This is a genomic window from Priestia sp. BR_2 (assembly GCF_041954005.1).
Classification (GTDB): Bacteria; Bacillota; Bacilli; order Paenibacillales; family Paenibacillaceae; genus Paenibacillus_AQ; species Paenibacillus_AQ lautus_A.
In genome coordinates, this window is the sequence record NZ_JAVFHM010000282.1 from 1 (window position 1) to 20,022 (window position 20,022).

General features: G+C 51.2%; 21 protein-coding genes and 1 pseudogene. All 22 read left to right on the plus strand.

The window, feature by feature from the left end; genetic code table 11:
• Window positions 1–270, plus strand: a pseudogene (gene sucC, locus RB298_RS21885) (succinate--CoA ligase subunit beta); the annotation flags it as partial.
• A gap of 96 nt (window positions 271–366) precedes the next feature.
• Entirely contained in the window at window positions 367–1,296 is a 930-nt protein-coding gene (gene sucD / locus RB298_RS21890; protein ID WP_009594770.1) for a succinate--CoA ligase subunit alpha, read from the plus strand.
• Window positions 1,297–1,424: 128 nt separating this feature from the next.
• On the plus strand, window positions 1,425–2,600 hold the full coding sequence (gene dprA, locus RB298_RS21895; RefSeq protein WP_486048585.1) for a DNA-processing protein DprA: 1,176 nt from the start codon (window positions 1,425–1,427) through the stop codon (window positions 2,598–2,600).
• A 36-nt stretch (window positions 2,601–2,636) separates the two neighbouring features.
• Window positions 2,637–4,736: a type I DNA topoisomerase gene (topA, locus tag RB298_RS21900; protein WP_096774518.1), complete on the plus strand. Its 2,100-nt coding sequence runs from the start codon at window positions 2,637–2,639 to the stop codon at window positions 4,734–4,736.
• A gap of 15 nt (window positions 4,737–4,751) precedes the next feature.
• Window positions 4,752–6,086, plus strand: coding sequence for an FADH(2)-oxidizing methylenetetrahydrofolate--tRNA-(uracil(54)-C(5))-methyltransferase TrmFO (gene trmFO, locus RB298_RS21905; RefSeq protein ID WP_375120308.1), 1,335 nt, complete (start codon window positions 4,752–4,754; stop codon window positions 6,084–6,086).
• A 29-nt stretch (window positions 6,087–6,115) separates the two neighbouring features.
• Window positions 6,116–6,658: an ATP-dependent protease subunit HslV gene (gene hslV / locus RB298_RS21910; protein WP_006211334.1), complete on the plus strand. Its 543-nt coding sequence runs from the start codon at window positions 6,116–6,118 to the stop codon at window positions 6,656–6,658.
• A gap of 49 nt (window positions 6,659–6,707) precedes the next feature.
• Window positions 6,708–8,114 (plus strand): ATP-dependent protease ATPase subunit HslU, encoded by a 1,407-nt coding sequence (gene hslU / locus RB298_RS21915; RefSeq protein WP_096774516.1) that lies wholly within the window; start codon window positions 6,708–6,710, stop codon window positions 8,112–8,114.
• A 457-nt stretch (window positions 8,115–8,571) separates the two neighbouring features.
• Entirely contained in the window at window positions 8,572–8,979 is a 408-nt protein-coding gene (gene flgB, locus RB298_RS21920) for a flagellar basal body rod protein FlgB (protein ID WP_015736331.1), read from the plus strand.
• Window positions 8,980–8,985: 6 nt separating this feature from the next.
• Complete coding sequence (gene flgC, locus RB298_RS21925) at window positions 8,986–9,435, plus strand: flagellar basal body rod protein FlgC (protein ID WP_009594707.1); 450 nt, start codon at window positions 8,986–8,988, stop codon at window positions 9,433–9,435.
• Between the two features lie 44 nt (window positions 9,436–9,479).
• Window positions 9,480–9,788 (plus strand): flagellar hook-basal body complex protein FliE, encoded by a 309-nt coding sequence (gene fliE / locus RB298_RS21930; protein WP_009594713.1) that lies wholly within the window; start codon window positions 9,480–9,482, stop codon window positions 9,786–9,788.
• Window positions 9,789–9,822: 34 nt separating this feature from the next.
• Window positions 9,823–11,403: a flagellar basal-body MS-ring/collar protein FliF gene (gene fliF, locus RB298_RS21935; RefSeq protein ID WP_009594716.1), complete on the plus strand. Its 1,581-nt coding sequence runs from the start codon at window positions 9,823–9,825 to the stop codon at window positions 11,401–11,403.
• An 11-nt stretch (window positions 11,404–11,414) separates the two neighbouring features.
• Window positions 11,415–12,431: a flagellar motor switch protein FliG gene (gene fliG, locus RB298_RS21940; RefSeq protein ID WP_015736330.1), complete on the plus strand. Its 1,017-nt coding sequence runs from the start codon at window positions 11,415–11,417 to the stop codon at window positions 12,429–12,431.
• Window positions 12,424–13,278 carry a FliH/SctL family protein gene (locus RB298_RS21945; protein ID WP_096774515.1) on the plus strand — a complete coding sequence of 285 codons (855 nt, stop codon included), beginning with the start codon at window positions 12,424–12,426 and terminating at the stop codon, window positions 13,276–13,278. Before fliG ends, RB298_RS21945 begins: the two co-directional genes overlap by 8 nt.
• On the plus strand, window positions 13,262–14,581 hold the full coding sequence (gene fliI, locus RB298_RS21950; RefSeq protein ID WP_009594717.1) for a flagellar protein export ATPase FliI: 1,320 nt from the start codon (window positions 13,262–13,264) through the stop codon (window positions 14,579–14,581). The genes RB298_RS21945 and fliI overlap by 17 nt, the downstream gene beginning before the upstream one ends.
• A gap of 9 nt (window positions 14,582–14,590) precedes the next feature.
• The gene (gene fliJ, locus RB298_RS21955) at window positions 14,591–15,034 is read left to right on the plus strand and encodes a flagellar export protein FliJ (protein ID WP_009594763.1); all 444 of its coding nucleotides are present in this window, start codon (window positions 14,591–14,593) and stop codon (window positions 15,032–15,034) included.
• A 38-nt stretch (window positions 15,035–15,072) separates the two neighbouring features.
• Window positions 15,073–16,005 (plus strand): MotE family protein, encoded by a 933-nt coding sequence (locus RB298_RS21960; RefSeq protein WP_096774514.1) that lies wholly within the window; start codon window positions 15,073–15,075, stop codon window positions 16,003–16,005.
• A 46-nt stretch (window positions 16,006–16,051) separates the two neighbouring features.
• A complete protein-coding gene (locus RB298_RS21965; RefSeq protein WP_486048590.1) occupies window positions 16,052–17,395 on the plus strand; it encodes a flagellar hook-length control protein FliK in 1,344 nt (447 codons plus the stop codon).
• A 20-nt stretch (window positions 17,396–17,415) separates the two neighbouring features.
• On the plus strand, window positions 17,416–17,976 hold the full coding sequence (locus RB298_RS21970) for a flagellar hook capping FlgD N-terminal domain-containing protein (RefSeq protein WP_090908200.1): 561 nt from the start codon (window positions 17,416–17,418) through the stop codon (window positions 17,974–17,976).
• Window positions 17,973–18,362 (plus strand): TIGR02530 family flagellar biosynthesis protein, encoded by a 390-nt coding sequence (locus RB298_RS21975; RefSeq protein WP_090908201.1) that lies wholly within the window; start codon window positions 17,973–17,975, stop codon window positions 18,360–18,362. Before RB298_RS21970 ends, RB298_RS21975 begins: the two co-directional genes overlap by 4 nt.
• Before the next feature lie 74 nt (window positions 18,363–18,436).
• Entirely contained in the window at window positions 18,437–19,261 is an 825-nt protein-coding gene (locus RB298_RS21980; protein WP_090908202.1) for a flagellar hook-basal body complex protein, read from the plus strand.
• A gap of 51 nt (window positions 19,262–19,312) precedes the next feature.
• Window positions 19,313–19,537 (plus strand): flagellar FlbD family protein, encoded by a 225-nt coding sequence (locus tag RB298_RS21985; protein WP_009594749.1) that lies wholly within the window; start codon window positions 19,313–19,315, stop codon window positions 19,535–19,537.
• The gene (locus RB298_RS21990) at window positions 19,534–19,998 is read left to right on the plus strand and encodes a flagellar basal body-associated FliL family protein (RefSeq protein WP_009594755.1); all 465 of its coding nucleotides are present in this window, start codon (window positions 19,534–19,536) and stop codon (window positions 19,996–19,998) included. The genes RB298_RS21985 and RB298_RS21990 overlap by 4 nt, the downstream gene beginning before the upstream one ends.
• The last annotated feature ends 24 nt before the right edge of the window (window positions 19,999–20,022 follow it).

The following is a 20,022-nucleotide window of genomic DNA, read 5'->3' on the forward strand; positions in this document are numbered from 1 at the left end:
GTAACGTCATCCTTCAAGATTATTTGTTCCGATCACCAATTAAAAGGAATCTTTGTCAACATTTTCGTCGGCATTATGCGTTGCGACGTTATTGCTACCGGTGTTGTCGAAGCAGCGAAACAGCTGGGACTGACTCGTCCGCTTGTTGTACGCTTGGAAGGAACGAACGTAGACCTAGGCAAGCAGATTTTGGCTGAGTCCGGTCTGAATATCGTGCCTGCTGATTCCATGGCCGACGGAGCACAGAAGATCGTCTCCCTCGTTCAGTAATATTTCATTCCTGAAGGGGCATGGCACGATGGGCTTCTTAGCCCTGCCGTGCGGTTGCTTTCATTTTCAAATAACAATAGGGGATGTGAATCAATCGTGAGTATTTTGATCGATAAAAATACAAAAGTTATCACGCAAGGGATTACAGGTAAAACAGCCCTGTTCCACGCAAAAGGCGCCTTGGATTACGGTACGCAGATGGTCGGCGGAACTTCGCCCGGCAAAGGCGGAACCGAAGTTGAAATCACGCTGGAGAACGGCGAAACCGTCAAACTGCCGGTTTACAACACCGTTGAGGAAGCCAAAGCCAAAACAGGCGCAACCGCAAGCGTCATTTATGTACCGCCTGCTTTTGCGGCCGACTCCATTCTGGAAGCCGTTGATGCCGAGATGGATCTGGTGATCTGCATTACGGAAGGCATTCCGGTGCTCGACATGGTAAAGGTATCCCGTTATATGGAAGGCAAGAAGACTCGCTTGATCGGACCTAACTGTCCGGGTGTCATCACGCCGGGTGAATGTAAAATCGGCATCATGCCGGGCTACATCCACACGCCGGGACATGTCGGGGTTGTATCGCGGAGCGGTACTTTGACCTATGAAGCCGTTCATCAGCTGACGGCCCGCGGCATCGGACAATCCTCCGCCGTAGGAATCGGCGGCGACCCGGTCAAAGGGACGGAGTTTATCGATGTGCTGAGACTGTTCAACGAAGATCCGAATACCAAAGCGGTGATCATGATCGGCGAGATCGGCGGAACCGCTGAGGAAGAAGCGGCTGAGTGGATCAAAGCGAACATGACCAAGCCGGTGGTAGGCTTCATTGGCGGCGCAACAGCGCCTCCAGGGAAACGCATGGGCCACGCGGGCGCGATCATTTCCGGCGGTAAAGGAACAGCCAAGGAAAAAATCGCTGTGCTTGAAGCATGCGGTATCAAAGTGGCTCCTACGCCTGCCGAAATGGGCTCGACCTTGGTTAGCGTGCTGGAAGAGAAGGGTCTTTTGGAGTCCTGCACAACGCACTAAGGCTTAAACCTATCCATTAATAGGCCGGATTTACGTTATAACTTAAGGTAAGCAACCTTTTATTTCCTGATTAGGAAATGAAGGGTTGCTTTTTTGTTTATGATTTTATATTTTAAGGAGGTCGCGTGATGAGGCTGGACAGATTACTTCTGATTGCATTGCATGAAAGCGAAGGCATTGGATGGAAGACCATAAACCGAATGGTATTGAACGGCGAGCTGCATGAAGGCTTGCTGTACTATGATGCGCAGGATTGGAGAGCGTGCGGTCTGCCTGTCGAAAAAGCAAACAAGCTGGCTAAAGAATTCCCTATCGCCGTCGAAAGAAAGCGTGTCGAACTGTCGAATGACGAGGAGGTCGAGCTTCGACAAGAGGAAGACAAGGTATGGAATTTGACAAACCGCACAAAAATACGTATTATAACAGCCCTTGATGCTGTCTATCCGGACATGTTGAAATCGTCGCCGCAAGCGCCCTGGGTTCTGTATTGCATCGGGGATCCTCATTTGCTGTCCACGCCGGGGATCGCGATGGTCGGCACAAGAATGCCTACCGGCTACGGGCGCAAGGTTGCATCGATGCTGTCGGAGGCGCTGACACGAGCGGGGCTTATGGTTGTCAGCGGCATGGCCAGAGGCATTGACAGCGTCGTGCACGAAACCGCTTTGCGAAGCGGCGGGCCGACGGTGGCCGTTCTCGGAGCCGGCATCGATGTCATTTATCCGCCGGAGAACCGCTCACTTTATGAAGAGATCGCAGCTAAAGGGCTTATTATTTCCGAATACCCGCCGGGTACCAAGGCGCTGCCGGGATTCTTCCCGCAGCGAAACCGGATCATCGCCGGGCTGACGCTGGGAACCGTGGTGGTGGAGGCGGATGCCCGCAGCGGATCGCTGATTACGGCGGATTTGGCCCTGGAGGCGGGAAGGGACGTGTTTTCCGTTCCGGGACCGCTCACTTCACCCAAGAGCAGAGGGACCTTGGATTTGATCAAGCAAGGGGCCAAGATGGTCACGGAAGCCGGGGATATAATAGAAGAATATGATTCCTGGTTGCCAAAAGGGGTCTCGGATACATACAATAAGGAGCGGCGGGCCCCTCGTCAGGAGCGTCCGGATGAACTAGCCGGGTTGACAAATGACGAACGACAAATATACCATATGCTCGAACAGGGTCCCGGGTCGCTGGATGAGATGATCGAGCGTACCCGGTGGGATTTTGGACATTTGCATTCAGTTCTGTTATCTTTAATCATAAAAAAGCAGATTACCCAATTACCCGGTGCTATATATAAAATCATATAATGGGAAAGTTTGAATGTTGGAGAGGAGGATGAACCTGTGGCGGATTCACTCGTCATCGTAGAGTCGCCTGCCAAGGCGAAAACGATTGGCAAATATCTCGGCAGCAAGTATATCGTGAAGGCTTCGATGGGTCATGTTCGCGATTTGCCGAAGAGCCAGATCGGGGTTGAGGTGGAAAACGACTTCAATCCGAAATACATTACGATCCGCGGAAAAGGTTCTGTCTTAAAGGAACTTAAGGATGCTAGCAAAAAGGTGAAAAAAGTGTACCTCGCAGCTGACCCCGATCGCGAAGGGGAAGCCATTGCATGGCATCTTGCGCATGCGTTGGAGCTGGATGATACTCAAAGCCTGCGGGTTGTATTTAATGAAATAACGAAAACGGCCGTGAAGGATGCCTTCAAAACGCCGCGCAAAATTAACATGGATCTGGTTAATGCGCAGCAGGCCAGACGTATTTTGGACCGATTGGTTGGTTACAAGATCAGTCCTATTCTATGGAAGAAAGTGAAGAAGGGTCTTTCGGCCGGCCGGGTTCAATCGGTAGCCGTCAAAATCATTCTCGACCGCGAGAATGAGATAAGCGCTTTCGTTCCGGAAGAATATTGGACTATAACGGCTAAGCTGGCGATTAAAGGCTCCGCATTCGAAGCCAAATTCACGCAGCTAAACGGCGCGAAGAAGGAACTGACCAATGAGCAGGAAGTGAATGAAATCCTCGAGTCGATTCGGGATGCTTCCTTTAAGGTCGGCGAAGTGAAAGAGCGTGAGCGTCAGCGCCACCCGTCGCCGCCGTTTACGACGAGCTCCTTGCAGCAGGAGGCTGCGCGTAAACTCGGTTTCCGTGCCGCCAAGACCATGTCGGTAGCCCAGCAGCTGTACGAGGGTGTTGAGTTAGGCAAGGAAGGCACCGTCGGTTTAATTACTTACATGCGTACGGATTCCACGCGGATCTCAGGCACGGCTCAAGAAGAAGCGAAAGAATACATCACCGAGAAGTACGGTGATCCGTTCGTGCCGGAGAGCCCGAGACAATATTCGAAAAAAGCAGCAAACGCCCAGGATGCGCACGAAGCGATTCGTCCAACGTCCGTGCTGCGCGATCCGGAATCCATGAAGCCGTATATGAGCCGCGACCAGCTTCGGTTGTACAAACTGGTCTGGGAACGCTTTGTGGCAAGCCAGATGTCTTCTGCAGTACTGGATACGCTTTCCGTGGACATCACTGCCGGGAATACGGTCTTCCGGGCGACCGGTTCGAAGGTCCGTTTCCCTGGATTCATGAAGGTCTACGTTGAAGGCAATGACGACGGAACGACAGAGGAAGACAAATACCTGCCGGAGCTTCATTCAGGAGACATTCTGGAGAAGCAGGACATTGAGCCGAAGCAGCACTTCACGCAGCCGCCTCCGCGTTATACGGAAGCGCGTCTTGTCCGAACGCTGGAGGAGCTCGGCATAGGGCGTCCAAGTACGTATGCGCCGACGCTGGAGACGATCCAGAAGAGAGGCTACGTTGCCATCGAAGAGAAAAAATTCATGCCGACCGAGCTCGGCGAGCTTGTCATCGAGCAGATGGAGCAGTTCTTCCCCGAAATCCTCAATGTGGAGTTTACGGCGAACATGGAAGAGGATCTCGACCATGTGGAGGAAGGCTCCGAGGACTGGGTCAAGGTATTGGCAGAGTTCTATGAGTCCTTTGAGAAGCGGCTTGAAGTAGCAGAGGAAGAAATGAAGGAAATCGAAATCGAAGATGAGGTTTCCGATGAGATCTGCGAAAAATGCGGCAAGCCCATGGTTTATAAGCTGGGCCGTTTCGGCAAGTTTCTTGCCTGCTCGGGGTTTCCGGAATGCCGGAATACCAAGCCGATCGTGAAGGACATCGGCGTATCTTGCCCGAAATGCAAGGAAGGCCATGTCGTGGAACGCCGGAGCAAGAAGGGGCGCGTCTTCTTTGGCTGTGACCGGTATCCCGAATGCGACTTTGTATCATGGGATAAACCGTCAACGAAGCCGTGTCCGAATTGCAGCAGTTTAATGGTAGAGAAGAAAAGCAAGCAAGGCATCAAGCTTCAGTGTACCTCTTGCGATTATTCCGAAATGGTCGAGGAACAGGACGAAGCAGCAGATTTGTAAGGCATACAGGGGGTAATGACGTTGACAGATTCACAGAGGGTTACGGTTATCGGGGCAGGACTTGCTGGCAGTGAAGCTGCCTGGCAGATCGCCAGCCGAGGCGTACCCGTTACACTATACGAGATGCGGCCGGTCGTAAAGACGCCGGCTCATCATACGGACAAGTTCGCCGAGCTTGTATGCAGTAATTCGCTTCGGGCGAACGGATTAACCAATGCGGTCGGCGTATTGAAGGAAGAGATGCGGATGCTGAATTCCCTCGTCATCGGATCGGCTGACCGCAATTCCGTCCCGGCTGGCGGCGCATTGGCCGTCGACCGCGACGGCTTCTCCGGAGAAATTACGGAAACCTTGCATCAGCATCCGTTAATCGAGGTCGTAAATGAAGAAATTCAGCATATACCTGAAGAAGGCATCGTTGTGATTGCTACGGGACCGCTGACTTCGCCGGCATTGTCGTCGCAAATCCGCGAGCTGATGGGCGAAGACTATTTCTATTTTTACGATGCGGCTGCTCCGATCGTGGAAAAAGACTCTATTGATATGAGCAAGGTCTATCTGGCATCCCGTTATGATAAAGGCGAAGCGGCTTATCTGAATTGTCCCATGACGGAAGAAGAGTTTGACGCTTTCTATGACGCTCTAATCAATGCGGAAGTCGCACAGTTGAAAGAGTTTGAGAAGGAGATTTATTTCGAGGGCTGCATGCCGATCGAGGTCATGATGAAGCGTGGCAAACAAACCGCCTTGTTCGGCCCGATGAAGCCTGTTGGATTGGTGAACCCGCATACGGGCAAGCTGCCGCATGCTGTGGTGCAGCTCCGTCAGGATAATGCGGCGGGTACCCTCTACAACCTTGTCGGCTTCCAGACTCACTTGAAGTGGGGCGAACAGAAGCGCATCATTTCCATGATACCGGGCCTCGAGAACGCCGAAATCGTGCGATACGGCGTCATGCACCGCAATACGTTTGTCAATTCGCCGAAATTGCTGGAACAAACCTATCAGGTGAAAACACGGCCGAATTTGTACCTGGCGGGACAAATGACCGGCGTCGAAGGGTATGTCGAATCGGCGGCGTCCGGATTGATTGCTGGCATTAATGCGGCAAGGGCGGCTCAGGGGCGTGAGGGGATCGTATTCCCTCAGGAATCGACCATCGGGAGCATGGCTTATTACATAACCCATGCGGATCCCGATAATTTCCAGCCGATGAACGCGAACTTCGGTCTTCTTCCGGGCCTAGAGAAGCGGATTCGCAACAAAAAGGAAAAGAACGAAGCGCTTGCGAACCGTGCTCTTGACGGGGTCCGCGTATTTATCAGCGAGCATGAACTAAATACAATCTAATCTTATTTTCTTAGGGAGGTCTTGCCATCATGGAAATGACTTTTCACGCCACGACGATTTGCGCAGTGCGGCACAATGGCACGGCAGCTATAGCCGGCGATGGCCAAGTCACATTCGGTGAAAGTGTAGTCATGAAGCAGACCGCCAAGAAAGTGCGCCGTCTTTACCGGGGACAAGTTGTCGCCGGTTTTGCCGGTTCTGTGGCGGATGCGATCACGTTGTTTGAGAAATTCGAAGGCAAGCTGGAGGAGCACCATGGAAACCTGCAGCGGGCCGCTGTCGAGCTTGCGAAGGACTGGCGTCAAGACCGGGTGCTTCGCAAACTTGAAGCCTTGATGATTGTTATGGACAAAACGGGGATGCTGCTGATTTCCGGCGGCGGCGAAATCATCGAGCCTGATGATGATGTGCTGGCCATCGGGTCAGGCGGCAATTTTGCCTTGTCTGCCGGACGTGCGCTTAAACGCCATGCAGGGCATATGGAAGCGAAAGACATCGCCAGAGAAGCCCTTCAGATCGCTTCTGAGGTGTGTGTCTACACCAACAGCAACATTATTGTTGAAGAGCTGTAAGAGGGCCATGCAGCAACATATAGCCATATCAGGGGTGGAGGTATTCGCGATGAGTAAAGAATCGATGACGCCTAGACAGATTGTATCCGAGCTGGATAAATACATCGTAGGCCAGAAGGACGCTAAAAAATCGGTCGCTGTCGCACTTCGGAACCGTTATCGCCGGAGTCTGCTGACCGATGACGAGCGGGATGAAATCGTACCGAAGAACATTCTGATGATCGGTCCTACCGGCGTCGGCAAAACGGAAATTGCGAGAAGGCTTGCCAAGCTGGTCCATGCACCGTTCGTCAAGGTCGAGGCAACGAAGTTTACCGAGGTTGGTTATGTCGGCCGTGATGTGGAGTCCATGGTGCGGGATCTGGTGGAAACCGCGATCCGGATGGTGAAGCTGGAACGTACGGAGAAGGTTAAGGACAAAGCCGAGGAAATGGCGAACGAGCGGATCGTTCAGCTGTTGGCGCCTTCAACCAAAGGCCAGAAGAGCCAGCGTAATCCCTTTGAGATGCTATTTGGCGGTGGAAACAACGAAACCCAGGCCGATGAGGAAGAGGCGGACGATAAGGACGTTAGTCTTAAAGAGAAGCGGAGACAGGTGCGCTTTAACCTGCTGTCCGGCAAGCTTGAAGACGAAACGATTGAGATCGATGTGGAGGATGCCGCACCGAATATGTTCGACATGTTTGCCGGACAGGGCAACGATCAGATGGGCATGAATATGCAGGAAATGTTCGGCAACCTGATGCCGAAGCGTACGAAGCGCCGCAAGCTATCCGTCAAGGAAGCCAGAAAAGTGCTTACGCAGGAAGAAGCAGGCAAGCTCATTGATATGGATGATGTCATCCAGGAGTCCATACGCCGGGCCGAGCAATCCGGGATTATTTTCATCGACGAAATCGACAAGGTTGCCAGCCAGGGACGTCAATCGGGTCCTGATGTGTCCAGGGAAGGCGTGCAGCGCGACATTCTGCCTATCGTGGAAGGCTCCACGATCATGACGAAATACGGGCCGGTAAAAACGGACTTTGTCCTGTTTATTGCTGCTGGCGCATTCCATATCGCGAAGCCGTCGGATTTGATTCCCGAGCTTCAGGGGCGTTTTCCGATTCGGGTAGAGCTGAACAGTTTGTCGCTCGATGATTTTGTTTCCATTTTGACCGAGCCGAAAAACGCATTGACCAAACAATACGTCAATCTGCTTCGTACCGAAGACCTGGAAATCGAGTTTTCGCCGGAAGCGATACGGGAGATTGCCCAAATCGCGGCTTCGGTGAACCAGAACACGGAGAATATCGGCGCACGGAGGCTCCATACGATATTGGAGAAGCTGCTGGAGGATCTGTCGTTTGAAGCGCCTGAATTGACGCTGGACCGGATGGTGATCACCCCGCAGTATGTCCGGGAGAAACTTGCCGGCATCGCCCAGGATCGGGACCTGAGCCAGTATATTCTGTAGTTGCATTCGTATAGGTCTATCTGCCGGGTATGCAAAAAGGAGATAATTGTCGATATTCATCCCGGCCTTTCTTGCTGGATGTCGAAGCGCTTTCGCATGTTGGAAGGGAACGGGACGGATTTCGCAATTTTTTGTGAATATTCAGGATGGGAACAGGACCTACCTAGCGGGTAAATTCACTTAAAATTTACAGATTTAGTGGTACGATTTGCAATAATATAGAAAAAAATCGGATAAAAATGAACACAAAGCCCTTCTTTTTGGTAAAAGATAGGGCTTTTTTCTTATTGTAAAAAGTCCCAATCTTTAAGAAACTTAGTTTATGTGACATCATGTTGTCTTTTTCTACTTAAGACCTAGGTTAGTTCGTACGGATTATATTATTTGTCGAAAAAAGAGGGTTTAGCTAGGAAGAGTGGAATACCTTTCGGCAAATCCAGTCAGGAGGAATGAGCTAGTGAATCTGTTGAATAATAGTTCTTTTCAACGGCTTCAAAGCGGTTTGGATGCAGCGAATCTCAGGAACAACGTGATTGCAAACAACATCGCGAACGTGGATACACCTCATTTTAAGAGATCCGAAGTATCCTTTGAGAGTCTTCTGAAGAAAGAAATGGATGGAGCCCAGTTGTCGCTTCAGGGCAGAAGAACGGATCCCAGGCATTTTGTCATCGGTCCAACCGGGTCAATCCCGGATGCTTCGGTCATAAAGGACGGCAGCAGTTCCATGAATAACAACCAGAATAATGTCGATGCAGACAGAGAAATGTCGCTGCTTGCAGAGAATCAGCTTCGTTATAATTCGTACATACAAGCTGTAAATGAGCAGATTCGAATGATGCGTACAGCTATTGAAGGGAGATAGGGATTCATGAATATTAGCAATAGCTTCGGAATTAATGCATCAGCTCTAACGGCACAACGGCTTCGAATGGATGTTATCTCCTCCAACATAGCCAATGCGGAAACCACGCGCGCGCGAATCGAGAATGGACAAGCCGTTCCGTATCGCCGAAAGACGGTTGTGTTTCAGCCGCAGCAGGAATCCTTCGAAGGGCTTCTCAGAGCCCAGATGAACGGTCAGAATGCAGGGCAAGGGGTCAAGGTTGCGCAGGTGCGGGAAGATCAATCCCCGTTGAAGCAGGTATATAACCCCACACATCCGGATGCGAATGCGGAAGGCTATGTCTTTATGCCTAACGTCGATATTACGAAGGAAATGGTGGATATGCTTGCAGCTACCCGTTCTTACGAGGCTAACGTTACGGCGATAAACGCTTCGAAAGCGATGATCATGAAGGCTTTGGAGATCGGAAGATAAGACGAGGATATATACATAGACCAGCATAGTAGGAGGAGAGAGAGATGATTCAGAATGCAATGTTCAGTGTTCAGGGTGTACAGCCGCTGCAAATGCAGGAGCAAGTGAAAAATGGTGCGACTCCTTCCGAATCGATTCGAGATTTTGGCTCTTACCTGAATGAAGCATTGAACTCCGTGGCCGCGCAGGAACAGAACGCGCACGTGATGAGCGATAAATTAATGATTGGACAAGTAAACGTAGATCAGGCGATGATATCCGCCCAACAGGCTCTGTTGAGCATCCAGCTCACGACACAGGTCCGAAACAAAGTGGTAGAAGCCTATCAAGAGATCATGCGCACGCAAATCTAAATGTTTCTAGCAAAGTTTCGGATGGGGTGACAATGTGAACGAGAGAATTACCCAATATCGGGAGAGAATGACCCAGTATTGGAACCAATTCAGCAACAAACAAAAAATAATGTTAATCGCTACCGTAGCATTTGTTCTAATTGCTCTAGTCGTACTAACGATGCAGTTCTCTAAGACGAAGTATGAAGTAGCGTTCCGGGATCTGAATTCCAGCGACGCCGCAGGCATCATCAGCCACCTGGAGACCCAGGGGATTTCCTACAAGCTGAGCGAGGACGGCAGAAGCATTCTGGTTCCGAGCACAAGCGCAGCTAAAGTCCAGATCGATGTAGGATCACAAGGACTGGTGCAGAACGGAACGATCGGATTCGAAACCTTCGAAAAGAATGCGTCAGCCATCGGGATGACGGATAACGAATTCGAAGTGAAATATGTAAATGCACTGAACGGCGAAGTCGAACGGCTGCTGGAGAAGATGCAGGGCGTTCAGGACGCAACGGTATTATTGAACCTGCCTAAAGAAAGTGTGTTCGCGAAAAACGGAAACGAAGATCAGGCCAGCGCTTCCGTGGTTGTACAGTTTAAACCGGGCTATCGTCCTAATCAGGAAGTCATAGACGGTTACTACAACCTCGTGAAAACGGCCATTCCCAATTTGCCGATCGAGAACATTACGATCACCAATGACGAAGTCGAGCTGCTCGCAACAGCTAAAGGCGGTCAAGGCGGATTGATCGGCAAGGTGGAAGAAAATTTCGCGCTTCAGAAAAAATTCGAAAACGACGTAAGGCAAAATGTCCAGCAATTCCTCTCGCAATACATGGGTTCGAATAAAGTCAATGTTCTTGTAGCTTCCAAACTGAACTTTGATCAGGTGCAAAGCAAGGAAAACATCGTAACCCCTGTGGATGAAGAAGAAATGAAGGGGATTGAGCTCAGCGTTCAGGAGATCCAGAAGAACTATTCGGGAACCGGCAGTCCAACCGGCGGCGTGGCCGGCGTAGGCGAAGAGGCCGTCCCGGGATATCCAAGCGATTCTGGAAGCGGAGAAACGAATTCGGAAGAGCTCTCCAAAACCGTTAACTATGAGGTTAACCGGATTACGAAGGATATCATTGCAAGTCCATATACTGTTAAAGATTTAACCATTAATGTCTCGGTTGAACCACCTGCCGGGCAACAAACTTTGGATGATGCCACAAGAACGGCTATTCAGAACATCCTGGTCAATATTGTAAGAGCATCGCTTTCGGATTCAGACTCTACTTATACAGACGCTGATTTGTCCAAAAAAGTTTCGGTTATTTCGCAGGTATTTAATGTAAATGCGGATGAAAATCCGAAATCCGTATTTTCACAGCCTGTATTATGGGGAATCGGTATCGCTGCGTTGGCATTGATTGCGGGAGGAACCTATTTCTTCATCCGCAGACGCAGACAGCAGCAGGAGGAGCTTGAAGAGGACATTCAGCTTCCGCCCGTTACGGAATTCCCGTCGATTAATCTCGAAAGCATAACCAATGAAAGCCAGGTTCGTAAGCAGCTCGAAACCTTGGCGAAGAAGAAGCCAGATGAATTCGTGAATTTACTTCGCACATGGCTAGCTGAGGAATAGAGGTGGAAGCATTGGCTAAGGGAAATAACCAAATGTTAAGCGGACGTCAAAAAGCGGCTATACTGCTCATTACACTTGGCCCGGAAGTGTCTGCTCAAATATTTAAGCATCTTCGAGATGAAGAAATCGAACAATTAACGCTCGAGATTGCGAATGTTCGCAAAGTCGACAGCGTCGAGAAAGATAGCATTATTCAGGAGTTCCATCAAATTTGCCTGGCCCAGGAATACATCTCGCAGGGCGGCATCAATTACGCGAAGGAGATTTTGGAGAAGGCGCTTGGACAGCAAAAAGCGATGGAAGTGATCAACAGGCTGACGGCAACGCTTCAAGTAAGACCGTTTGACTTCGCCCGTAAAGCGGATCCGAGCCAAATCCTGAACTTTATCCAGAATGAGAATGCCCAGACCATCGCTCTCGTATTGTCTTATCTTCAATACGAGCAGGCATCCGCGATCCTGTCTTCGCTCCCGCAAGAGAAGCAGGCGGAAGTTGCGCGCAGGGTTGCAGTCATGGACAGTACCTCGCCGGAAGTCATCGCTCAGGTGGAGCGCGTGCTGGAACAGAAGCTGTCGGCTACGGTGACGCAGGATTACACCAGTGCGGGCGGCATCGAGTCCATCGTTCAAATTCTGAACGGCGTAGACCGCGGAACGGAACGGACGATCCTCGACTCCCTGGAAATCCAGGATCCCGAGCTTGCGGAAGAAATCAAGAAGCGGATGTTTGTGTTCGAAGACATCGTCAACGTGGACAACCGTTCGATACAGCGCATCATCCGCGACGTCGAGAACGCGGACCTGCAGCTTGCGCTCAAGGTGGCAAGCGAAGAGGTGCGGGACGTTATTTTCCGCAATATGTCCAAGCGGATGGCCGAAACCTTCCGCGAAGAAATGGAATATATGGGACCGGTGCGGCTGCGTGACGTGGAGGAAGCCCAGACTCGGATCGTAAGCACGATCCGGAGACTCGAAGAAGCGGGCGAGGTTATTATTGCCCGCGGCGGAGGAGATGACATCATTGTCTAACTTGATCAAATCGTCCCACTATAAACCGATGGATGTGTTGAAAGAGTTGGATCTTGCTCGTCGTTACGCTTCGCCAACCGAGGAAACGGTAGAGGAGCCTGCACCGCCGACGGCCGAGCCGGCCGCTGTACAAACGCTGGCTGAAGCCGAACGTTTGAAACATGAAATGCTGAAGGACGCTCAAGAGTTTGCCGAAAGGCAAATCCGGGAGGCCTCGGAAGAGGCGCAGCGTCTGTTGACCGAAGCGCAGGAGCAGATTGAGGCTTGGTGGACCGAAAGAAGGCTTCAAGATGAGGATTTGTCCGAAACGCTGAAAATGGAAGGTTTTAATCAAGGATATGCGGAGGGCTCTGCCAAGGCGGAGCTTGAGATGAAGGAACTGATGGAGCAGGCGACGCTGCAAGCGAGCGAGCTGCTTCAGCTCGCGCACCAAGCCAAGGAAGATCTGATCCAGGAAGCGGAGCCGTTTTTGGTGGAGCTCAGCTGCAGCATTGCGGAGAAGGTGCTGGATCGTCAGCTTACGATCGAACCGGAATTCACGCTGGAGCTGATTCGAAAGAACCTGGCGCGCAAGCGGGAAAAAGGAATCATTTCCCTTTGCGTAGCTCCCGATCAGTTCGAATTCGTAAACGCCGCGCGGGAAGAGCTCGGATTATCGATCGACTCCCAGGCGGAGCTTCAAATTTTGCCGGACTCCACGGTTAAGGATCGCGGCTGCGTCATCCGTTCTTCCTACGGAAGCGTGGATGCACGCATCGATACACAGCTGGCCGAGATCAAAAAAGAACTCGTACGGATCGCCCTTGATGTCGAGGAACGGAGAAATCAAGATGAAGAAGCTGAATAGCGCCCGGTACATGGACCATCTGAAACATCTGGATCCCGTCCGCATCAACGGCAAGGTTACGCAAGTCATCGGGTTGATGGTGGAGTCCGAAGGGCCGGATGCCAGTATCGGCGACGTTTGCTACATCTATCCCACGAAGCAATCCAAGCCGCTCAAGGCCGAGGTCGTGGGTTTCAGAGATAATAAAGTGCTGCTGATGCCTCTCGGCGAGCTTCACTCCATTGGCCCGGGCTGCGATGTAGTGGGTACAGGTAAACCGCTGAGCGTGCAGGTCGGTTCGGAACTGCTTGGCAAAGTGCTGGACGGATTGGGACAACCGCTTGACGGATCCATCATCCCTGCTCGCATGCCGCACTATTCGACCCATAACGTTCCGCAGAACCCGCTTAATCGGCCCAGGGTTCAGGAGCCGATCAGCATCGGCGTCCGGGCGATTGACGGATTGCTCTCCATCGGCAAAGGCCAACGTGTCGGCATATTCGCCGGCTCCGGCGTCGGGAAGAGTACCCTGATGGGGATGATCGCGCGTAACACCTCAGCCGATGTCAATGTCATTGCCTTGATCGGTGAACGGGGACGAGAGGTGCTTGATTTCATCGAGCGGGACCTGGGTCCCGAAGGGTTGAAACGGTCCGTTGTGATCGTGGCCACCTCGGATCAACCGGCGCTCATCCGCATTAAGGGAGCCTTGATCGCCACCACGATCGCCGAATATTTCAGGGATCGCGGCCTAAACGTGATGCTGATGATGGATTCGGTTACCCGTTATGCGATGGCACAGCGCGAAGTCGGGCTTGCCGTAGGGGAACCGCCGGCGATGCGCGGTTACACTCCGTCGGTATTTGCCAGTCTGCCGAAGCTTCTGGAACGCGCAGGCACGGGTCCGACGGGTTCGATCACCGCTTTTTACACGGTGCTGGTAGACGGCGACGACATGAACGAACCGATCGCGGACGCGGTCAGGGGGATATTGGATGGTCACATCGTCCTCAACCGGAATATCGCGAACAAAGGTCATTTTCCCGCGATCGACGTGCTGGCCAGCATTAGCCGGGTCATGAAAGACATCTCGCCTGAGGAACAAATCGATGCCTCCGAGAACGTAAAGCGTTTGATGGCGATCTACAAGGACTCGGAGGATTTGATCAATATCGGAGCTTACCAACAGGGCTCGAATGCCGACATCGATGAATCGATCGAATACATCGGCCGAATCTGGGATTTTACGAAACAAAAAGTGAATGAGAAGACCACATTGGATGAGGTTCAGGAACGTTTGATTTCCGAGTTTTCAAGGAGATGACTTTGAAGAATGAAATTTCATTATGCATTCCAGAAAATCGTAGACCTGAAAAGCAACGAGAAAACGCAAGCGGAATGGATGCTGTCAAGCGCCATCGGGAAGTTGCAGGCGGAAGAGAAAAGCCTGAATGAGCTGTATGAGATGCGGGATCAAATGTACCGCGCTCAGCAGGAAGCGGCGTCGCGGTGCGTGCCTGTCGCAGAAATCCGAAACATTCAGGTCTATGCAGAGCACCTGGAAGAATGCATTGAACGGAAACGGGATGACATACGGATCGCCCATGTCAATGTAACGAAGAAACAAAAGGTATTGTCCGACAAAATGCTTGACGAAAAAGTGTGGCTGAAGGCAAGAGACAAATCCCAAGAAAAGTTCCGGCATGAAAGTCTCCTTCGGGAACAAAACGAGCTGGACGAAATGGCGACGGTACGTTTTGCGATCAGAGCCCGTTAAGGTTTGCAAACACCGGTGGGTATGACCGCGAGGGAGGAATGAGTGTGGCACGAAAAGACATGCCGCTTGATAAGGAAGAATCAGGCGGTGGATTTGAACGGATATTGTTGATTTTGGTACCTGCTATATTCACGATCGTTCTGCTCGGAGCGCTCGCCGTATTTTTCAGAGCCGATGTCCGGGATGGGCTGCTCGAAGTAGCCAATAAAATTCCGATCGTTAAGAACTGGGTCCCTGACCCGGTGTTGACCCCGGAAGAGCAGAAGCTCAAAGAGGCGAAGCAGCAGGAAGAAAGCGCAGAAGCGACGATCGTGGAACTTAAGAAGCAGCTTGCCGAGAAAGAAGAAACGTTAAACGAAGTAACGGAGCAAAAAGCAACGCAGGAAAACAAGGTGAAAGAGCTGGAAACCCAAATAGAATCGATGCAAAGCACATCCACGGACGGCGAGGCGGAAGAGGAAGACGCGTACACCAAGCAGATTCGTGAGCTGTCCAAGCTTTATGCGGACATGAGTCCCAGCAAAGCCGCACCGATCATGCAGAACCTGACGCTGGAAGAAATGGTGCTAATGCTGAGCCAAATGAAGAGCAGCAACCGGGTTGCGATCCTTCAGAAGATGGATCCGAAAACGGCGGCGGATGCAACCATGATGCTGAAAGACGCGGAGACCTCCGAAGATCTGGCCATTGCCGCTTTGCAATCCAGGCTGAAGAAGAACGACGCGGAGGCTGCGCAGAAGAAAACCTCCGAGAACCTGGATAAAAGCCAGCTGAATCAGACTTTTGCCGGAATGACGCCTGCCAACGCCGCGGACCTGCTGATGCAAACGTACAAGATCAGCCCCGCGAAAACGATGACCATTCTAAATACGGTGGACGATGCTACGCGTTCGCGAATTTTAAATGCGATGTCCTCGAAAGACGCGGAGCTGGCAGCTAAAATATTGAATCGCCTGATGGGCTCTAAATAAGCTCTGAAATGAATCTCCATCCTCAGGAAAGGAGGTGAAATAGACGATGACAATAACGGTACAAAGCAGTATGTCTTCTTCCGTCAGCAGTACCGCGGGAAGCGGAAAGACCAGCGCAGCCGGTCAAGCGACAGCGGGTGTTTCCTTTGATGCGACGCTGACTTACCAGATGAACGGCAGCGGCGCTGCAACAACTTCAACAGAAGTCGCGGCCAAGCTGGAATCCCTGCTTGCGCAGTATTCAGCGGAAACCGACGAATCGCTTGAAGGCTTAATGAAGCTGCTTCAAGGATTGCTGCAGGAGCTGGATACCATGGACCAGGCGTTAGAAGAGGATCCATCCTTATTGCAAGAGCTGCAAAACTGGCTGACGCAAGCGAACCTTCTGTTGAGCGGAACAGCTCCTCAAGCCCAAGGTAACGCGGACGGCAATGAGATGTCGCCATTGGCTTCCCATCCGGAAACGATTCGGTTTGCGGTACAGGACACGATCAGCCAGCTGGCTTCGATGCTATCCAAATTGGGTCAGGTAGACCTCCAGACGGAGGCAGCCGTCAAACAGCTTGTCCAGTCCTTCCAAAGTTTGCTTGGTCAAGGAACGGGGACTGGAGAAAGTAAAGCAAGTGGCAGTTTTGCCAACATCCTAAGCCAAAAGCAGCCGGATGCGGTACAGCCTAACATTGCAGCGAATACTGCAGCAGGACAGTCGGCTTCATCTGAGACAACGGGGCAAGCGAACGCTAAATGGTCTGCTCTGGCCACAAGCACCCCGGTTGACGGCACAGCAGCTGAATTCGCCTTAAACGAAGGGGATTCGCTATTAGAGCAAGGAACGGTTACTGCCGGTCAGCTGGCCCTGCGTTCCGGAACCCAAGTTGCGGTAAAACCTGCGGCTCCGCCGGTTCCTGTTGAGAATTTCTCTAACGAAATGACTTCCTTCATTATTAATAAGCTCGAAATCGTGAAGCAAACCGGATTTACCGAAGCGAGAATCTCCTTGAATCCGGAGCATCTGGGCCAAGTCGACATCAAGCTAACGATGCAGAACGGCCAGTTGATCGCACAGTTCATGACGCGATCGACGGATGCTAAAGAACTGATTGACCAGCAAATGGCACAGCTTCGAAGCGCATTGATGGCCCAAGGACTTCAAGTCGAGAAAATTGAAGTTACGCAGAGCAGCCAGCCATCCAATGCCAATCTTTATCAGGATGGGCGTCAGCCTGGATCAGGACAGCAGCAGCCGCAGCACCGTTCGAAGGAGAAGGATAGGCCTTCCGACGATGCCGTTCTTGCCGCGAATTTGACGGAAGAATTGAACGATTGGATTGCCGAGCATCAAGCCGACGATGAGAACTTGAAAGCAGGAACATTTACCGCGAAAGCCTAACAGTGAGGAGGTGAGCTTGGATGGCAACAAATCCGGTATCTACGAAAAATATGTGGCCCAATTATGCCAAAGGGAACGTCAGCAGTAAAAAAGAAAACGGCCAAGAGCTTGGGAAGGACCAGTTCTTAAGCATTCTGATTACGCAATTGCGGCATCAGGATCCGCTTCAGCCGATGCAGGACCGGGAATTTATTGCCCAAATGGCCCAGTTTACTTCCCTGGAGCAGCTAATGAATATCAATACTCAATTGACGGCAATGAGCCAGTCTTTGGGTGCTGCTTCAAGTTTGATCGGTAAACAGATCAGCTGGTTGTTCAAACCGGAGGATGGCTCGGATTCCGTCATGAAGAGCGGTCTTGTGGATTCCATCATCGTCCGCGAAGGCGTCCATTACGCCAAAGTCGGTGAAAGTGAAGTATCGCTTGACCAGATCGTGAAAATCGAGAACGCTATAGCCCAGAATGATCCAGGAGCAACGGATCCCGTTCCTTCCGAACCTGAAGCAGGCGATCCGGATTCGGGAGAGCCCGAAACCGGAGACGTGGAACAAGGTGAAGAGCCTGGGGGGACAGCGCCATGAGTGACCGCATGATGATAGGCCATCTATACCCTGGAAAAATACATCCCGCAGCTCTTCATAATGAGCGAAAGATAGGACAAGCTCAGGCTAATCCACCAGCCGGGACGTTCCAGGAACTTTTAAATGAGAATCTGCTTAAAATTAGCAATCATGCGGCGAAGAGACTTCAGCAGCGCGGGATTGAATTAAAGGGTGATCAGCTTGCGCAGATCCAGAGCGCGGTGGACAAAGCTGCTGCGAAGGGGAGTAAGGAATCGCTCATTCTGATGAAGGATATGGCTCTCATTGTAAATATTGCGAATCGGACCGTGGTCACTGCGATGGATGGCAAGGCCATGAAGGACAACGTATTCACGCAAATTGATAGTGCAGTTATTATCTCATAAATCTGGCTGGCCCGTGAGGAAGCCAGGCGGCCGCTGATCGACAGAAGCGGTCCATAACAAAAGGAGGAAAATCGATGTTAAGATCCATGTATTCCGGTATTTCCGGAATGAGAGGTTTCCAAACCAAGCTTGATGTTATCGGTAATAACATTGCCAACGTAAACACGGTTGGGTTTAAAGCGGGACGGGTGATGTTTAAAGACGTTCTAAGTCAAACGATGTCCGGTGTTACGCCAGGAACTGACGATCCATCCGGCGGCGTAAATGCGAAGCAGGTCGGTCTTGGTGTATCGATCGGTTCGATTGATACGATGCATACCCCAGGCAGCGCGATGATTTCTCCGAACCCAACGGACCTGAGAATTGACGGAGACGGATTCTTCATGGTGAAGCTCAGCGAGGATCAAGAAGTGCCTTTCTTGACTCGTGCCGGCGACTTTCATATCGACGTAGCGCGTAACCTGGTCACTTCGGACGGTATGCTCGTTCTCGATTCGGCGGGTGATCCGATCCAGTTGGACGAAGAGGTTACGGCATTCACAATCGCGCAGAATGGCGCCATTATTCAGAAGATGAGTGACGGAACGACGGAAGAAGGAGCCATTATCGGCGTTGCGAAAATTCCGAATCCGGAAGGCCTTGAAAAAATCGGAGGCAATATGTATCGCGTGACCCTGAATGCAGTTCCGGACGGCGATCTGGCTGCCGTCATGTTTGAAGGGAACAACGCGGAAGAAGGAACCGGTGCGATTATTGCCGGTCAGCTTGAAATGTCCAACGTTGACTTGACAGGCGAATTTTCTGAAATGATCGTCGCTCAGCGCGGCTTCCAAGCTAACTCCCGGATCATCACGACTTCGGATGAAGTGCTTCAAGAAGTTGTCAATCTGAAACGATAAGGATGGATAGGGAGGGGCCTTCCCCTCCCTAATTAAACAAGGAGGCTATCCATGATATCGGTAACGAGGTTAAATGGTTCGCAGTTGTGGCTTAACGCGCTGTTGATAGAAATGGTTGAGGAGACTCCTGACACCTACATTACTTTGATTAATGGAAAGCGAATGATTGTGCTTGAAAGTGCAAATGAAATCATCGCTTCCGTTAAGGCGTATCACCACGAGGTAGGCATTCATCAAGCCACCATTAAAGTGCAGCAATTGGAGGAACCTTCATGAAAAAGATGCTCCCCTGGTTAATTACGATCCTGTTATCGATTACGCTGATTGTCCTGGCCATCTTCCTGTTGTCGGACAAGCTGCTTGGCGATAACGGAAAAAGTCAGGCTTCGGCCAATGCCGCGGCTTTATCCAAGTTATCGGCCGACGAGATCGTAAAGATGACATCGGAAATAACCGGTATCAAGACGAATCTGGCAGATCCTGAATTTGTTGCCCAGATGGCCTTTGCTTTTCAGCTTAACGATAAAAAAGCAAAGGAAGAATTCGATAAAATCAAGGAAATCAAGATCAAACCAATTATTATCAAAACGCTGGCCGACACGAAACCCGAATTACTGAATGATTCCAAAGGGCGCGAACAGTTTATTGCCAAGCTGCAAAACCTGATCAATAAGTCGTTAACGTCCGGTCACTTGATTCAAATCGAAATGACAGAAGTAATGATCGTAGGTATCTAGACTGTTCGTCGGACGACCTGTAAG

Excerpts from the sequence above, each read along its gene's own strand:
- dprA (WP_486048585.1), top strand. The coding sequence starts at position 1,425 with ATGAGGCTGGACAGATTACTTCTGATTGCATTGCATGAAAGCGAAGGC.
- trmFO (WP_375120308.1), top strand. The coding sequence starts at position 4,752 with ATGACGTTGACAGATTCACAGAGGGTTACGGTTATCGGGGCAGGACTT.
- hslV (WP_006211334.1), top strand. The coding sequence starts at position 6,116 with ATGGAAATGACTTTTCACGCCACGACGATTTGCGCAGTGCGGCACAAT.
- hslU (WP_096774516.1), top strand. The coding sequence starts at position 6,708 with ATGAGTAAAGAATCGATGACGCCTAGACAGATTGTATCCGAGCTGGAT.
- flgC (WP_009594707.1), top strand. The coding sequence starts at position 8,986 with ATGAATATTAGCAATAGCTTCGGAATTAATGCATCAGCTCTAACGGCA.
- fliE (WP_009594713.1), top strand. The coding sequence starts at position 9,480 with ATGATTCAGAATGCAATGTTCAGTGTTCAGGGTGTACAGCCGCTGCAA.
- fliI (WP_009594717.1), top strand. The coding sequence starts at position 13,262 with ATGAAGAAGCTGAATAGCGCCCGGTACATGGACCATCTGAAACATCTG.
- fliJ (WP_009594763.1), top strand. The coding sequence starts at position 14,591 with ATGAAATTTCATTATGCATTCCAGAAAATCGTAGACCTGAAAAGCAAC.
- RB298_RS21960 (WP_096774514.1), top strand. The coding sequence starts at position 15,073 with ATGAGTGTGGCACGAAAAGACATGCCGCTTGATAAGGAAGAATCAGGC.
- RB298_RS21965 (WP_486048590.1), top strand. The coding sequence starts at position 16,052 with ATGACAATAACGGTACAAAGCAGTATGTCTTCTTCCGTCAGCAGTACC.
- RB298_RS21970 (WP_090908200.1), top strand. The coding sequence starts at position 17,416 with ATGGCAACAAATCCGGTATCTACGAAAAATATGTGGCCCAATTATGCC.
- RB298_RS21975 (WP_090908201.1), top strand. The coding sequence starts at position 17,973 with ATGAGTGACCGCATGATGATAGGCCATCTATACCCTGGAAAAATACAT.
- RB298_RS21980 (WP_090908202.1), top strand. The coding sequence starts at position 18,437 with ATGTTAAGATCCATGTATTCCGGTATTTCCGGAATGAGAGGTTTCCAA.
- RB298_RS21985 (WP_009594749.1), top strand. The coding sequence starts at position 19,313 with ATGATATCGGTAACGAGGTTAAATGGTTCGCAGTTGTGGCTTAACGCG.
- RB298_RS21990 (WP_009594755.1), top strand. The coding sequence starts at position 19,534 with ATGAAAAAGATGCTCCCCTGGTTAATTACGATCCTGTTATCGATTACG.